The following is a 16,705-nucleotide window of genomic DNA, read 5'->3' on the forward strand; positions in this document are numbered from 1 at the left end:
ATAAAGTAAATACATCGATTACAAATGAAATTGAAAGTTAATGATGTTCATGTTCATTTGGGAAGTTCCTCAATTATTAACCAAAAACTACTAGTGAAAGATATCAAAAATTTTAGAAAAAAATACAATATTGACAATATTATGTTATTTACTCTAGATAGAGATATTGATAAAAATAATAAAAAAGTAATTGAATTAGCCAAAAAATATGAATATGTTCATGGATTGTATTGGATTCAAAAAACTAGAATTAAAGAAGATGTAAAAATTCTTGAACAAGAATTAGGAAATGGATTAGTTGGAGTAAAATTTCATGGAGTTTTTGAAAAGGAAAAAGTTTCAGCAAAAATTTATGAACCAATAATGAAAGTGTTGGATAAAAAGAAGGCAATATTACTTATTCATTGTGGACGATTCAAAGATGGTAGTCCATTATCAAATTCTTCATTTGTTCATGGATTAACAGTTGCAAAAAAATTCCAAAACATAAAAGTCATTTTAGCCCATATGGGAGGAAATGACACAAGTGTAGTACGAAAAGCTTTAGAGTCTGCAAAGAACATTCCTAATGCATATTTTGATACTTCTGGCATTAGTACTCCATTTAGAGTTGAATTGGGAATCAAAAAAGTAGGACCAAAACGGATAATTTTTGGCTCAGATTTTCCATGGTGCTCCTTTAGAGGAATGTTTTACGGAGTTGAAGATGCTTTAATCAGTAAGCATGCAAAATCCTTAATTTTAAATAAAAATTTTCTAAGATTAATCTCTAAAAATTAGATATTTTTTTAATTTTCGTCATTTGAATCAGAAATATAATATCGTAGATTTTTTTCTGTAAAGGCTTGACGTTTGAAAACTACATTTGCAAATAATCCCAACATGAAGCTTACAATGCCCAATATGATTATTCCAGAAGACAAATCAGTTGAAATTCCACCACCAAAAATTTTTGTTATAGTTATTATTTTTGCCAGAATTCCACCACCAAACAAAAGAATTCCCAACAAACCAAATGTAAGAATAGGTCTATGGTAAACCATAGATTTTAAAATTATTGATAATGCTCTATATCCATAATTAAAAATATTTTTAACAACTCTAGATTTTCTTTCTTCAAAATATTTTACTGGTACACCTACTTCTCCAATTCTAAAACCTTTGAATTTTAAATCTAAAATAGCTTCATGAACAAATGTAAAATCATTTACGACAGAGATATTTGAAAAAGCATTTCTAGAATATGCTACAAATCCACTTTGCGTATCAGTAAATCTTTGACCAGTGACAATAGAAATTAATTTTGTACATATTTTATTTCCCAACAAATTTCTTCCAGGAATTCCTTTTACATCATGATCTAGCCACCTAGAACCAAGAACAACATCCAACTGATTATTTAAAATTGGAACAATTAATTTGGGAATATCATTAGGATCAAATTGAAGATCAGCATCAATAATTACAGAAATATCGGCATTCATAGAAATACAATTGCGAATTCCAGTCATGAATGCTGCTCCAATCCCCATGTTATTTGGATGGGATACAATTTTGTCTGCTCCAGCATTTAATGCCATATCAACAGTATTATCTTTTGAACCATCATCAACAACTAAGACGTCTACTTTCTCAATTCCAGGAATTTTCTTTGGAATAGCCTTAATTACATTAGAAATGCTTTTTCCTTCATTTAAAGCAGGAATAAATACAACTAATTTCATATTAAATTCTAAAATTTAGATTTAATTAAATTTTGTATGTTGTAACATTTTACCTTAGTTGAAAAAAATACTAGTTTTAAGGTAGAAAATTGTTTTATTTTTTTGATTTGAAACTTTCAATAGGAATAAATCTTTATCAGCATAATTAAAGCAAATTTTGATGAGTAATGGAAAAAAGATACCAATTAAATCAAATCTTTGGAAGAAATCCAGATTCTTTAATTAACTTAGTCAAAATTTCAGTAATAATTATTGCTGGAATATACCTAATTGGGAATTTCACTCCATACTATGAAGCAAAAGATGCTTATCTGTATGGAATTGAAGCAATCAATTTTTCAAAAGGGATCTATTCCATGTCAAATGTTCTATTAGAAGAAACTGGCAGAATGGAGTTTGTAGGAGATAATTACAGGAAAACAATTCATGGAGATGCGGTTCCATCATCAGGTGTTGGGACTCCACTTTTAGGAGCTCTGGCTTACATGATAGGGGGATATTATGGGCTTTTTTATTTAGGACCCATACTAGGAATTTTATTTCTAATAATTTTTGAAAGAATTTCTACAAAATTATTTGGGAAATATGTCGGATTACTATCGTTACTTTTTTTGACAACATGTCACATAGTATTCAGAAGTGCTGTGTTACCAAATACTGACGCAATACTAACGCTTTTTTTTATTCCTGGAATCTATTACTTGATAAAATTTTTTAAAAATAAAGATGAGAAAACAATTTTTCTTGCATCGACATTTTTTGCGATTGCTTCATTAGTAAAAATTCCAGGAATTGTATATTTTCCTCTTGAACTAGTTTTAATTTTAGGTTATGTAGTTTATCAAAAAATAAACCAGAGAAAATTAAGTTCTGAATGGAAATGGAAAAATAAAATCAATAAGAAAAAAATTCTTAAAATTTCAGTTTTATTATTTATTCCATGGATAATTTTCTTCGGTTTTTGGTTTAGTTACAATAATTATTACTATGGGGGTCCAACAACAACATATCTTTCTGTCAAATATGGAGTAGAAATTTCTTCCAGTTCGCATATTGGGACATTATTTGTTATAGAACAAAGAGATTTCGATCAATTCAAAGATTATTCAAAATATCTTTTACCATATCAAATTCCAGCAACATATAACAAAGTGACAAATAATTTTGATGATGTTTTAGGAAAACATTGGCCGGGATTAATTAGTCCATTAATTATATTGTTAGCTTTAGTGGTTTCATTTAAGCAAAAAGAAAAAAGGATAGAAATTTTAGTTATGAGTTCATTTATTGCAGGAATAATATGGTTTTTTGCTGGACAGTCATCAGTTGAACGTGCATCTGTAGGGCTTCCAGCAAGATTTATGCTTCCAGCATTATCATTATTTTTTATTGTGTTAAGCTATTTGATTATCAAAATTTTAAAATCAGAATTCATTCATAAGAATCCTTTTGGTAATAAAAAAACAAAAATTTTCAGAAACTTTGTAATTGTAATTTTAGGAGTATTTTTTATTGGAGCGTTTTACTTTACTCCACCAATTCAGATGTTTATATCTGAAGATATACAATTTAAAGATCCTAGGATATTTGCAGAGAGATACCCATTAGATACATCTCAAATTCCTGAAAATAGCATTATAGTATCACATCATAATGATTGGGCTATCGATTACGGTGCAATTCCTTTTGTGTTACATTTTCAACACGGAATTAACCCAGAATCAGTCAGCTTATTGAAAAAATCAGTTTCCGAGGGATATGATGCTTTCATATTTAAGCAACCGACAGTTAAAGGGGAAAAATCCACATGGAGTAATCTTGCTGAAAATTATGATTTAGTATTCATAGAGCATTCTGAAAAATTTTGTAGAATTATAATTAGTGAAGATAAAGAATCAGATTCAGTTTGTATGGAAGAATAATTTAATCAGCAATGAATTTTTATAATTAAATTTTGATTCTAAATATATCCTAATTTTTTTAATTCTTTTTCAATTAAAGCATCTTCATCCTCATTTACATCATCAGTTAATTCACGTGAAAAACTAAAATCTAGATCATTTTTAATTTTTTTTAAATGATCTTCCATTTCTAAAACTAAGTCTTGATTATCATTAGCAATATTATTTTCTTCAAATGGATCATTTTTAAGATCATATAGATTAACGTTTTTTGTTGATTCACTTCTATTTCGAAAATATTTGTAATTTGAAGTACGAATACCAATCGTATTTGCAGTCATAGATTTGGGTGAATTAGCAGCACTTTCAATCATTACTGGAAGTTCATCTTCTTTATCACCTTTAATTAGTGAATATAGACTTCTTCCTCTAGCATCATTTAGAGAATTAACGCCTATAATCTCAAGGATTGTTGGAAAAATATCAATACTTCTAACTTGTTGATCGAGAATCTTATACTCACTAATTCCATATCCAGAAAATATTAGTGGTACACAAAATCGTTCATCAAAAACATCCAAAGTAGATTCTACAGAATTTTTCATCAATCTTTCTTTATATGGACCCAAATTTTGTAAGTGAATTTTTTCTGCTTCCTCATGTCTTTGTTGTTTTATTTGTTTTCGTTTTCTATTTGAATATGCTTTAGAAAGCATAGATCGAATAGGGGAAAATGATTTAGGAAGTTTTGAAGTTATTTTATGAGTTGATTCAAAATAAATTTTTTTGTACTGCCTAACATTATTTCTATATTCTTCAATTTCTGGAGTGTAAACACCCACTTCAGAACCATGATCAGCTGTTAAAACAAAAATTGTGTTGTCAAGATTTATTTTTTTAAGAATTTTCCCAATCCAAACATCCATTGCTGAAACCATTCTTTCATATTGATTAGCACCAAATTTTTGATTTTGAAATTTTTTTGGTTCTGAATCTAGTTGAAATGTGGCACTTCCATGGATATCTAACAAATGAACATAATAAAACCAAGGTTCTGACAAGTTGGTTTGTAATTTCTTAATTATTTTTTCTCCTAATCCATCGTATAATGTTGATGATGAATCATAAGTTTCATAATTTTCTTCAAAAACTTTACTTAATCCCATGTATGAGATCAATTCTGGAGTTATTGCATAAGTGGTATATCCATGTTCACGGAGAAAATCAGCATAATTAGAAATTTTTAGATTTAGTTTGAAGTGATTTTCGGTCTCTATAACTGATTCAAATGGATATTTTGAAGTAAAAATACTAGAGACCGATGGACAGGTTACAGGTGCTGAAGGAATTGTTTGAGAAAAATATGCACTATTTTTAATTATGAAATCGAGATTTGGCGTAATGGAAGTTTTATTTTTTCCATAACATTTGTCTGCTCTAAATGAATCAATTAAGAGAAAGAAAATATTTGGTTTCAATAATCATTTTTTTGGCAAGTAAACTAAAAAGATTTGTAATTCGTTCTAATTCAGGTTTAATTTTTAATATGTAGACCAATATATTTATCAGAATTTCACATGCAAATGATTTGCATTAAGTGAAAATAAAATGATCAAAGTCAGTAAATCTTTGAAAGAAAATAGGAATGAATGGTTTAGAAAATGAGTAGTATAAGAGTAACATATTCAGGTTTAATTTCTTTTGCCGTAGGGATTGGTAGTATTATTACTGGAACGGTCTTTACTTTAATCGTTACAAGACAATTATCTGTAGAAGAATTTGGAACATGGAATTTAATTGGCAGTATTGTTGCATATATGCTACTTTTAGAATCACCAATTTTTTTCTGGATCACTAGAGAAATTGCGAGAGATGTAAAATCTGCAAAAACTGCAATTATCACAAGTGGAACTTTTTCTTCAATTGGAATGTTAGTTTACGTAATTGTAGCGTATATGATTGGCCAACAATCAAATGCAGATATTTCTATGATGATTTTTGCATTAATTCTTGTACCAGTAAATCTATTGAATCATACTATTACAGGAATTAACGTAGGATGGAAACCTCATGTAGCAAGTTATGGTTTTATTGCAACTGAAATTAGTAAAATTCCAATTGCATTATTATTGATTTATTATATGGATCTTGGAATACTAGGAGTCATAATTACGACTGTTTTGTCATATTTGGCCAGTATTATCATTCAATTGTATTTTGCTAAGCCGAAATTGATGAATAGATTTGAGACAAAATTTGTTAAAAAATGGTTGAGGCTTTCTTGGATAGCATTGTTTAAAGATATTCCAGGAACACTGTATGTTTCAGATGTGGTAATATTTTCTACAATCACCGGAAATGTTGCTGGAATTGCATACATTACTGCAGGTAGAACAATTGGTAATTTAGTAAGACATTCAGGAAGAATTTCAACAGCTATATATCCAAAAATGTTAGCTGGTGGAAAACGAGAATATCTTCAAGAAAATCTTATTAGAACTCTATATTTTGCATTTCCAACAATTGCTTTTTCAATAACATTTGCTAAACCGGGTTTATTTGCTCTAAATCCAGAATACATGGTTGCTTCATCTATTGTAATATTTCTTGCTTTTAGAACATTTTTTTCAACATTAAATAGAATCTTTAGATCATCATTACAAGGAATTGATAAAGTAGACATTTCTGAAGAATCAAATTTCCGAGATTATCTAAAGAGTAGTTTAGTAGTTCTTCCAACTGTTAGAATAATTCAATATTCTAGTTACGTCATCTTATTAGCTTCTGGATTATATCTACTAGTTCAACAAAATTCATCACAATTAGAACTAATTCAATATTGGGCAATAATTGCAGTACTGATAGAAATTCCATTTACAATATATTTTTCAATATTAATCAGAAGAAATTTTAATCTAAAATTAAACTATATAGAAATTGGAAAATATTGTTTAGCAAGTTTAATTTCATTTGCAATAGCATTTGTTCTAATGGAAAATTTTCTAGAATATAATGAAAGCATTTTCATATTTTTGCCAAATTTACTATTATACATTATAATTGCTATCTCAATTTATTTTTCATTAACATATTGTATAGATAAAAAAACTAGGAGTTTATTCAAATCTGTAATTAACGAATTATTAAAAAGAAATAATTCTAAAAAATAGGCTATTTGTTTTAGATAAGCGTCAACATGAAAAAACTAGGGAGTTTTTTTGCTTCTAGCATTTTTAATAAAGTATTCATATCAATATTTTTAACATCATCCATGGTTCCAATTATTGGAACGTCAAGATCTCTTGGAACATAATTTTTAACATCATATCCATCATCTCGAAGGCCTTCCAAAAAATTTCGGGTATTTTCTTGACCCATAATACTTCGATGAACTTCAAGTTGAATGATTGGATGATACTTCCTAATTGTTTCTCTCATTCCTTGAAAAATATTAAATTCGTATCCTTCTGTATCCATACGTAGTAGATCTATTTTATCAAGATCGTAATCTTCAATAAAAGAATCAATACGTTTGACAGGAACTTCAATAACTGTTCCAGGGAACTTAGATTCTTGACCCTCTGGAATTACCATACAACTATTTGCAGCATCTTCATAAATTAGAAATTTGAGAGTTCCATCTTTTTCTCCTGCTGCAAAATTTGAAACTTCAACATTAGTAATATTTTGTAAATCAAGATTTCTTTTAAGATATTTTACATTATCTGGTGAAGGCTCTATAGCAATAATTTTTCCTTTTTCTCCAACTAATTTACTTTCCAATAATGCATAATACCCAATATTGCTACCAATATCAAGGCATATCATTCCATCTTGTAAAAATTCTGAAATTAGTTTTGTTGTTAGAGGTTCATGACTTCTAAAAATTCTAAGTTCTGAGGAAGTTCCAAATGGATCATTTGGCATAACTCCAATTTTGTATCCATTTACATCTAAAATGTCCTCTTTAGAATAATCAATACTGTTTTTTTTAATCCCCACATATGCATAATGAGCAATTGCTCGAATAGCTTTACCAATACCATATTTTTTTTTATAATTTTTAATATTTCCAATAGCATGATTAATAGTCATTATACAGGAATCGTTTTTCTTGCTATATAATATATCATTGTGTGGATGACTAAAGCAAAAAATTAACTAAATTAGCAATTCAATTAACTTGTCTACATTTAATTTTATCAAATTAAAATAAATTTGATAATATAGTGGGATCAATATTTGAAGAATACAGAATTAAAAAAAATTAGTGAGTACTATGATAGTCGTGCAAAAAAGTCTGATCAAGCTAAAGCTGCAGGACAATGGATCAATAAAGAAGAAATTCCAATAATTTGTGAAGAAATTTTCAATAAAATAAAGATCAAGAAAAATTACAAAGTGTTAGAAGTAGGATGTGGAAGTGGGGTATTAGGAAACTTTATTCAAAAAAAAATTGAATTTTTTGCAGGATTAGATATTTCACTTCATATGTTAAAAAAATTTCAAGAGTCAAGTTCAAAAACCCTCAATTTATGTCAAGCAACCACTGATTCAATCCCATTTTCTGATAAATTTTTTGATGTCGTGATTCTAAATGGAGTAACAATGTACCTACGAGATGAAGAAATTTTACAAAAAACATTTGCAGAAATTCAAAGAGTAGTTAAAAACGATGGAATAATTTTCCTAGGAGAAAATATTGTTCCTAGAGGATACTATTGGGAGTTAGTATGGTTTCAAAATTCATCAAAATTTATTCAACCTGGTTTAAAGATTTACATTAAATTTAGAAGATGGCTTGCAAGTAAAAATGAAAAATATGCAGGCAAATGGAAATCAATGCATAAAGAGATTTCTCCAGAATTTATCAATCAATTTTTCTCAAATAATGCAACTATTGAAGAAACCAATGCTGTAGCATCAACAGTAAGGAAAAAACGTCTGAAAGAAAAATACAAGGGAAATAGAAGAAGAGATTTCCTGATAAAGTTAAACTTGTAACAATGTTCCAATTTAAAATTTCTAAATCAGTTGATCCTTTAGAATGGAATCAAAATTTGTTAAAAAGTGAATTCTCAACTTTTTTTCAAACCTATGAATATATCCAATCACAATCGATTGATAAGGATAATTTCCCAATATTTATTGAAATTTTTGATGGGGAAAATGAGATAAAAGGTCAATTAGGCATGATTATTCACAAATCAGCCACTGTTTACTCATCAAAAAAATTGAAAAAAATCATAAATCTTTTTTCAGATCTTGGAAAAAGAGGAAATTGGGCAGGTGGCCCAATTATTCATTCAAAAGATAAGAAAGATAGACTGGAAATATTAAAAATAATAATTTTAGCACTAGAGAAAGTTGGAAGAGATTATAATTTAGCAGTTGTTGATGGTTATACGCCTCATCAAGACAATCTTATTGATGAAAATATTAGAAATGAATTTAAAAAAAGTAATTATCAAATTGAAAATTTTTTCACATTTGTTACATCATTAGAACAGTCATTAGATGATATTTGGGAATATGTTCACAAAAGTACTAAGCGAGACGTTAATAGAGCTAAAAAACGAGAAATAAAAATTAAAGAACTATCAGAATTTTCGGAGCTAGATAACTACTTTGATCTTAGTAAAACATGGGCAAAAACAAAAGGAATTGATGTGGAACAAATTTTAAAACGTAAAGACGGGTATTGGAAATGTATAGAGTCAAAAATTGATAAAATATTTTTAGCTTTTGAAAATGAAGAGTTAGTGTCAGCACATCTACTAGGAGTTTTTAATAATATTGCTTTTAGTCATAAGTTAACTAATTCATATTCAAAAGCAACAAGTTTAGGAGGTCCATTATTAACTTGGCATGCAATTGAATGGGCAAAAAAATCAGGTATGAAAATATATGATTATTCTGGAGGTAAATCCCCTCCTATAGACAAAAATGAATTAGAAAAATATCACGCTCAGTGGGACAGTTTATTATCATATAAGAGAAAATGGGGTGGCAAAGAATTTCCATATTTTCATGTTTTAAAAATTAGGAGAAGTTCATCATACAAAATGTTTAGAATCTTATCAAAGATAGATTGGACATTTAGAAATTATAAAAGAAAACAGTTTCAGAGACCAAATAAGTAAAAAATGTACCTAGACATGATGACTAAATTGAGGAAGAAAGTATGGGTGAAATAAAGTGGTAATTGCTTGTATTTTTCCAAATGACCCAATAATTTCGTATTATGATAAGGGAGAGATAAAGGAGAGATATTACAATCCTGAAAATGTCTTTGATGAAATTCACATCATATCTCTTACCGAAAAAGATGTATCTGAAGATAAAGTAAAGAAATTAGTAGGTTCTGCAAAACTAAAAATTCATTCAATTGGAAAAATAACATTAAAAAATAGAAAAAAGAATATTGAAAAAGTAATTAAATTAGTTGAAGATATCAAACCAGATATTATTAGAGCATATAATCCATTGTTAGAAGGATGGTTAGCGGCAAAATGTTCTCAAAAATTAAAAGTTCCTTTTTTTCTATCACTCCATACACAATTTGATTATAATAGAAAATTAGCAAGAAAGAAAAATTTAAAAAAATTTTTAGCTTTAAAATATACAGAAAAATTCATAGAACCTTTTGTTTTAAAATCTGCAGATAAAATAACTATAGTTTTTAAAATTATTGAACCTTACGTTGAAAAATATGTTTCAAAAAAACCTGAAATATTATACAACAAAGTAGATTTAGAAAAATTTTCTAATGCACAATATCTATCTTTGACTGAGCCACTAATAATTTCTGTTGGTAGATTAATTCCAGAAAAAAATCATGAATGTCTAATTAGAGCGATGGAAAGGATTGATGGGCACTGTCTGATTATAGGTAATGGAGAAATGTATTCAGAATTAATGAATCTAATAATAGAATTAAATCTACAGAATAAAGTTACAATTAAAAAATCTGTTCCAAATGAACAAATACCAGATTATTACAAGTCAGCATCTATTTTTGCATTAGCATATGATCCAGATCAAGAAGGACTACCAATACCTGTAATAGAAGCCATTGCAGCAAAACTTCCAATAGTCATTTCAAAATTAAAAGAAGGGTATTCTGAAAATTTAGAAAATATTGCCATATTTTCTGAACGAAATCCTGAAAAATTTGCAGAAAATATCAATGAATTATTATCAAATTCCAAGTTAAGACAAAAATGTATTCAAAATGGTATTGAATTTATCAAGAAATTTTCTGATAAGCATATAGAAAACAGAGAATCAGAAATATACAAAGAACTTTTATCAAAGTAAACTTTTACCATTCAAAATCTTTGTTTAAAAATGAATAAAGTTCTTCATTGTAAGGTTGATAAAATTCTTGTAATTTTTTTCTAAAATCTGGATCTATTTGTTTTTCTTTAAAACTTCCAGACATATGAATTCCATATTCATCCAATTCAAATTTTTTCAAACTCAGGAATTTTAGAACTCTATTATATTCAGTCGAGGGATCAGAATAGAAATCTTCACTTTTGATGATCAAAAAATTCTTTTTAGGAAAAATATTCATCCAATGTTTTAATCGTGTAACATAAATTCCTCTATCTAGATATGCGTATAGGTAATAATCAAAGCTAATTTTTCCAGTTTGTTTCATAAAGTCTAATTGATCCTTAATTCGTTCAGGCTCTAATTTTATTGCATCTTCAAAAGATTTTTCTTCATACTTATGTTTCAGATTCATTTTATAATGTGAGAATGCTCTATCAATGGGATTACGCAACATTACTACAAATTTTGCATTTGGAGTTAATTTAGAAATTCTTTCAGGTACTAATGGATGATCAATATACTTTGGTGTGCAGTCGCCTGCTATCAATTTATTATTATTTATTTTTGCAAGTGATTTTTGAAAATGAAATGGAAAACATGAACGATACCAATTTTCACCACGATAGTATAATTCTTCAAAATAGTGAATTTCTTTTCCTATTCCAGGATTAACAGAAGGGTGACGAATTAAATATTGATAAAGAGAGGTGGTTCCACTTTTAGCAGCACCAATAATATAAAAATCAGGAAGAGAATGTAGAAAGCCGGTTAATGAGCAGTAAATATTATGAATAGATATTGCACCATTATGTAATTTTTCATGTTTTGATAATTTACCTCTAATTGATCTTCGTAATTTTGCAGGTTTTTTTGTATCAGCACTCATGATATTGATTCACATTTTTTCATTATAAATTTCTCCCAAAATACAAATAGTGTATTAATTCATTCCAAATAGTAAAAAGCATGGAGCTTATTGATGGAAAAAAATTTGTAGACAAAAATTCATTTTTTATTGAAATATATGGATTGGGATATGTAGGATTTCCACTAGCAGTAAGATTATCTTCTTCAGAATTTAAAATAATTGGAATAGATGTAAACAATGAAAGAATTGAAAGATTAAAAAATAATAATTTAATGGATTCAGAACTATACTTAAAAGATGAATTTTTAGAATCAAGAAATAAAAATTTTTTAGAATTAGATAATAAATCTACAAAGAATAACATATCAAAGATAGGAATAATCTGTGTCCCAACTCCAATTCCTACTGAAAAAATTACATCAGATATTTATGTTAAATCTGCTGTAATAGAATTTCTAAAAACTGCAAATCCAGGAGATGTAATAATTTTAGAAAGTAGTATTGAAGTTGGCACAACAGAGAAAATAGAAACTATTATAGAAGAAAATGGATTTGAAGTAGGAAAAAACATAGGTTTGTGTTTTTGTCCAGAAAGAATTGATCCTGCAAATAAAGAATGGGGAATTGAAAATATTCCAAGAGTAATTTACTGTTCAGATGATGCAAGTTACTCAATTGCAAAAATTATTTACGAGAATGTGAACAAAGGAAATTTGTTAAGAGTAAGTTCTCCAAAAATTGCTGAAATTGTAAAATCATTTGAGAATGCATTTAGATTAGTAAACATTGCTTTAGTAAATGAATTAGCCATACTTTGTGATAATTTAGAAGTTAATGTCAAAGAAGTTATTGATGCTGCCGCAACTAAGCCGTTTGGATTTATGCCCCATTATCCAGGTGCAGGAGCAGGGGGTCACTGTATTCCAAAAGATCCAAGATTTTTGTTAGAATCTGCAAAAAAATTAGATTTAAAATTCAATACAATAGAACATGCTCTAGAAATTAATCATTTTATGCCTAAATATGTCAGCAATTCCATAAAAAAAGAAGTAGAGAATCTCGGATTAGGAAAAAATATTCTGATTTGTGGTTTGTCCTATAAGGCAAATGTAGAAGATATGAGAGATTCTCCGAGTTTTAAAATAATTGAAGAGTTTCATAATCAGGGCTATTCAGTGTATGGATATGATCCTTATTTTGATGAAAAATTATCTCAAAAATATATGATCGAAAATCACCTAGAAAAATTGCATTTTGAAATTATTAAAAAATTAGATGATGAATTTTTAGAGAAAATTTCAGGCATATGTATTGTGCAACATCATGACATCATTAAAGAAAAAATTAAAGAGATTTATGAAAAATCCACAGTTCCATTAATTTATGATTGCCAAAGTAAATTATTAAAAAATAAAAATTCAAAAACAAAATTAGTCTATTTAGGAAATTAAAATTTAATATAGAAATTTGTATTCATTCTCAACGTTAATTTCCGAAAAATTATCTATCCAATAAAGCGCTTGTAATGAAAACATTGTTCCCCAAGAATTAAGTTTTAAAGTTTTTTTCCATCCGAGAATTGATTTTGAAAATTCTTCATAAAAACCACCGTTTGATTGTTGAATATCAGAATTAGATTGTAATGATAACAAAAAGGATTTCAGTTTTTGAATTATTTCATCTAATTGTTGATTCTCAATTTTTGCTAAAAGTAGTTTTAATCTAACAATTTGAGAAATTGGATAACTTGATTTTGAATGATATTTTGAATTATGCCAAAGATCAATACTTCCATCATTTTGAATTTGTGTATCACACCAAAGTAAGGCTTTCTTAAAACTATCAAGATATTTTTGATCCTTTGTTTCCATGTATAACCAGATTAAACCTTCTAATGCGTAGGACATCGTATGAAGATTAATGACATTACTATCAGAATGAAGTAAAATGCTTCCATCAGAATTTTGATATTCAGATAAAGTCTCTCCAATATTAGTAACATGATTTAATAAAGAAGAATCTCCAGTAAGTTGAAATTGTTGTAGTAATGGAATAATTAATTTAATATGCAAACAGCCAGAACGTTTGTACCATACTGATTCATCATCTTCAAATTTTTGAGTAGATAAATTTTTTACAGATTTAATTTTTCCATTTGGTTCTAAAGCTTCATCAATAATCCATTGATTTAGTTTGATACCAAAATCAAGATATTTTTGATCTTTGGTTATTGAAAAACAATCAAACATTCCTTTTGCACAGATTCCCGTATCAAAAGAATAGACAAATTTATTGGGAATTCCATCAGGTGAAATTCCTTGAATTATACCATCATATTCTTTAAAGATCTTTATCAGCCAATCACATGAAGCTTTTGAATTTTTAAGAAATTGTTGATTTTGTTCATGTTCATATAGAAATCTCATTGCACTTGAATAATAACCAGTTATTTCTGGATACAAGAAAGCAAATTTTTCATTCTTTTCATCATAAAATGAATGAACTGCCCCAAAATCGCTATCAGAAGGTTCAGAAATAAAAATTCCAGAATTCATTAACCAGTTTTTGGTTAATTGAAATGATTCCATATGAGGTAACATTTTTCTTGTTCTTAAAAAATCTAAAGACAATGAAGGTTTTGGTAATGGTTTTTCATTTTCCTCCCATTAGTGGTGGGGGAGTAGTTGTGATTACAGATATTATTAACAAGATGGCGGAAATGGGAAATGAGATTACCGTTATTACCCCAGACTTAGAGTGGAAAGGGGAAAAATTTCAGCCTACAATAAATTCAAAAATTAAGATTGTTAGGACAGATACGCCTTCAAGATCGAAAATTAAAGTTGCTGCAAGAAGATGTCAAAGCAATATGAAAAAAAAAGCAATTGAAATTGGTAATGAAGAAAAATTTGATTTAATTTTTACAATTTTTCATCCATTCCATTTAGCACCAAAAGCAGCAGTAGAAGCTGCCAATGAATTAAAAATTCCATCAATTGTAAAAATTGATGATGCCATTTATGAAAAATCTAAAGGAGTTAAATCAATTCAAAGAAGAATAGAGAAAATGATCAATAGTAAAACTTTGAAAAATGCATCTCATATTTTAGTTTCAAACAAACAGACATCAGAAATTATTGTGAATGAATACAATGTTACTCCAAAAAATATTTCAATTATTCCTAATGGGGTTGATATATCATTATTTAATTTTGAAAAAACTAAAAATCCAAAAAAAATTGTTTTTTCTGGAGCAATGTATTTCCATAGAGGTTTAGATATTTTAATGGATGCAATTCCAAATATTATCAAAAAAGTACCTGAAGCACGATTTGTTTTTCTAGGTAGTGGTGATGAATTAGAAAAATTAAAAAAATTATCAGTTGAAAATCAATTAGAAAATAATATAGAATTTAAAGGATGGATTAACAGAGAAGAAATTCCTGAAAATATTATGAATGCTGCAATTGGAATAGGGCCATTACGTTTAACAGATGTGACATCAAGAGCATTACCTATCAAAGTCCTTGAATATATGGCTGCAGCACTGCCCTTGATTGCTCAAAAAGGAACTCTACCTGATGACATCCTAATTAATGAAAAAAATGGATTTGTAATAGATAGTGTTAATGAGTTAACTGAGAAAATTACTTTATTACTTTTAGATCCCAAAAAAGCTGATAATATGGGGAAAGAATCAAAAAAAATGGTTCAAAAATTTGCTTGGGACAAAATAGTAAAGGATATTCTAAATTGTCATAAAAATGCCTAATAGTTTTTAGTTAAAATTTTAATAATTTTAGAAGTTGCAAGACCTTTCCCATATGGAGCATTCCTAGGTAATACAGATGGATTATTGATTGATTTCTTTATTTTTTGAGTAATAATTTTTTGATTTGTTCCAATAACTTCAGCCATTTTTGAATCGACGGCTTCAGGTCGATCTGTAGTTTTACGAACAACTAATACTTTTTTTCTAATTATAGGGGCAGTAGATTCTTCTTGAATACCTCCTGAATCAGTTACAATCAAGGAACATTTTTTCATTAATTCTAACATGTCAAAATATCCTAGTGAATCATAAATTCCAAAATTTTTATTATTTTGTAATTTTTTGAATAGATTAAATTCAATTAATCTTTTTTTAGTTCTGGGATGTATAGGAAAGATAATCTTCTCTTCAGAATTAATTATTCCATTTATTATTGAAGAAAGGATTTTTTTATCATCTACATTTTCAGCTCTATGTAAAGTAAATAAAATAAATTCTTCAAAATCTATAGATAATTTTGATTTTTTTTCTGAGATTTTTGAATAAATTGAAATTGCATCAATTGCAGTATTACCTGTGACGTGAATTTTTCCATGAACACTTTCAGATAAAAGATTTTTTTTAGCATTTAAAGTTGGGGCAAATAATATTTCAGATAAATGATCTATGGCAATACGATTATGTTCTTCTGGCATTCTCCAATCATTACTACGTAAACCAGATTCAACATGAGTTATAGGAATATTAGATTTAATGGAACAGATACCAGCTGCCAACACAGTGTTAGTGTCACCCTGTACCATTACTGAATCAGGTTTCTCTTTTGAAAGAATTTTAGATAATTTATTGATAATTTCACTTATTTGAATTTGAGGAGTTGATTTTGAAATTTTTAATGAATAATTAGGTTTAGGGAGTTCTAATTCCTGAATAAATTGTCTACCCATTTGAAAATCATAGTGCTGACCAGTGAAAATAACTGTAGATCTCTTTGGACCTAGTTTTTTGATTATTGGTGCTAATTTGATAATTTCCGGTCTTGTTCCTAAAACAATGGCGATTTTCATAAAACTAAATCATTTTTTATGCATATTAGTAT

At 27.9% G+C, this 16,705-nt stretch carries 14 protein-coding genes; 8 read left to right on the forward strand and 6 right to left on the reverse strand.

What is annotated here, in order from left to right; all coding sequences use genetic code 11:
* The first annotated feature begins 24 nt into the window (after window positions 1-24).
* A complete protein-coding gene (locus tag Q0941_RS02200) occupies window positions 25-780 on the forward strand; it encodes an amidohydrolase family protein (RefSeq protein ID WP_299290916.1) in 756 nt (251 codons plus the stop codon).
* A gap of 8 nt (window positions 781-788) precedes the next feature.
* Here the strand turns inward: Q0941_RS02200 and Q0941_RS02205 are convergent, their stop codons facing one another.
* A complete protein-coding gene (locus Q0941_RS02205) occupies window positions 789-1,724 on the reverse strand; it encodes a glycosyltransferase family 2 protein (protein ID WP_299290918.1) in 936 nt (311 codons plus the stop codon).
* Between the two features lie 167 nt (window positions 1,725-1,891).
* Between Q0941_RS02205 and Q0941_RS02210 the strand changes: the two genes are divergently transcribed.
* Window positions 1,892-3,646, forward strand: a complete 1,755-nt coding sequence (locus Q0941_RS02210; protein ID WP_299290920.1) for a glycosyltransferase family 39 protein — start codon at window positions 1,892-1,894, stop codon at window positions 3,644-3,646.
* 38 nt (window positions 3,647-3,684) lie between these two features.
* Here the strand turns inward: Q0941_RS02210 and Q0941_RS02215 are convergent, their stop codons facing one another.
* Window positions 3,685-5,103, reverse strand: a complete 1,419-nt coding sequence (locus Q0941_RS02215) for a sulfatase-like hydrolase/transferase (protein WP_299290922.1) — start codon at window positions 5,101-5,103, stop codon at window positions 3,685-3,687.
* A 183-nt stretch (window positions 5,104-5,286) separates the two neighbouring features.
* Between Q0941_RS02215 and Q0941_RS02220 the strand changes: the two genes are divergently transcribed.
* The gene (locus tag Q0941_RS02220) at window positions 5,287-6,795 is read left to right on the forward strand and encodes a hypothetical protein (RefSeq protein WP_299290924.1); all 1,509 of its coding nucleotides are present in this window, start codon (window positions 5,287-5,289) and stop codon (window positions 6,793-6,795) included.
* 10 nt (window positions 6,796-6,805) lie between these two features.
* On the opposite strand, the gene Q0941_RS02225 is transcribed toward Q0941_RS02220, so the two are convergent.
* The gene (locus Q0941_RS02225) at window positions 6,806-7,720 is read right to left on the reverse strand and encodes an FkbM family methyltransferase (protein ID WP_299290926.1); all 915 of its coding nucleotides are present in this window, start codon (window positions 7,718-7,720) and stop codon (window positions 6,806-6,808) included.
* A 147-nt stretch (window positions 7,721-7,867) separates the two neighbouring features.
* Between Q0941_RS02225 and Q0941_RS02230 the strand changes: the two genes are divergently transcribed.
* The 3 genes from Q0941_RS02230 to Q0941_RS02240 are packed head-to-tail and all read left to right on the forward strand — an operon-like array spanning window position 7,868 to window position 10,945.
* Window positions 7,868-8,629, forward strand: coding sequence for a class I SAM-dependent methyltransferase (locus Q0941_RS02230; RefSeq protein WP_299290928.1), 762 nt, complete (start codon window positions 7,868-7,870; stop codon window positions 8,627-8,629).
* 2 nt (window positions 8,630-8,631) lie between these two features.
* A complete protein-coding gene (locus tag Q0941_RS02235) occupies window positions 8,632-9,768 on the forward strand; it encodes a hypothetical protein (RefSeq protein ID WP_299290930.1) in 1,137 nt (378 codons plus the stop codon).
* A gap of 55 nt (window positions 9,769-9,823) precedes the next feature.
* A complete protein-coding gene (locus Q0941_RS02240; RefSeq protein ID WP_299290932.1) occupies window positions 9,824-10,945 on the forward strand; it encodes a glycosyltransferase family 4 protein in 1,122 nt (373 codons plus the stop codon).
* A 4-nt stretch (window positions 10,946-10,949) separates the two neighbouring features.
* Here the strand turns inward: Q0941_RS02240 and Q0941_RS02245 are convergent, their stop codons facing one another.
* Complete coding sequence (locus tag Q0941_RS02245; protein ID WP_299290934.1) at window positions 10,950-11,852, reverse strand: sulfotransferase; 903 nt, start codon at window positions 11,850-11,852, stop codon at window positions 10,950-10,952.
* A gap of 80 nt (window positions 11,853-11,932) precedes the next feature.
* Here Q0941_RS02245 and Q0941_RS02250 point away from each other — a divergent pair, with 80 nt between their 5' ends.
* The gene (locus tag Q0941_RS02250) at window positions 11,933-13,285 is read left to right on the forward strand and encodes a nucleotide sugar dehydrogenase (RefSeq protein WP_299290936.1); all 1,353 of its coding nucleotides are present in this window, start codon (window positions 11,933-11,935) and stop codon (window positions 13,283-13,285) included.
* A gap of 3 nt (window positions 13,286-13,288) precedes the next feature.
* Here the strand turns inward: Q0941_RS02250 and Q0941_RS02255 are convergent, their stop codons facing one another.
* On the reverse strand, window positions 13,289-14,422 hold the full coding sequence (locus Q0941_RS02255; protein WP_299290938.1) for a hypothetical protein: 1,134 nt from the start codon (window positions 14,420-14,422) through the stop codon (window positions 13,289-13,291).
* Between Q0941_RS02255 and Q0941_RS02260 the strand changes: the two genes are divergently transcribed.
* Entirely contained in the window at window positions 14,413-15,606 is a 1,194-nt protein-coding gene (locus Q0941_RS02260) for a glycosyltransferase family 4 protein (protein WP_299290940.1), read from the forward strand. The genes Q0941_RS02255 and Q0941_RS02260 overlap by 10 nt on opposite strands.
* On the opposite strand, the gene wecB is transcribed toward Q0941_RS02260, so the two are convergent.
* A complete protein-coding gene (gene wecB, locus Q0941_RS02265; protein ID WP_299290942.1) occupies window positions 15,603-16,673 on the reverse strand; it encodes a non-hydrolyzing UDP-N-acetylglucosamine 2-epimerase in 1,071 nt (356 codons plus the stop codon). The two genes, Q0941_RS02260 and wecB, sit on opposite strands and share 4 nt — an antisense overlap.
* Window positions 16,674-16,705: the final 32 nt, after the last annotated feature.

Origin of the sequence: Candidatus Nitrosopumilus sp., assembly GCF_028278985.1 — an archaeon.
Lineage (GTDB): Archaea > Thermoproteota > Nitrososphaeria > Nitrososphaerales > Nitrosopumilaceae > Nitrosopumilus.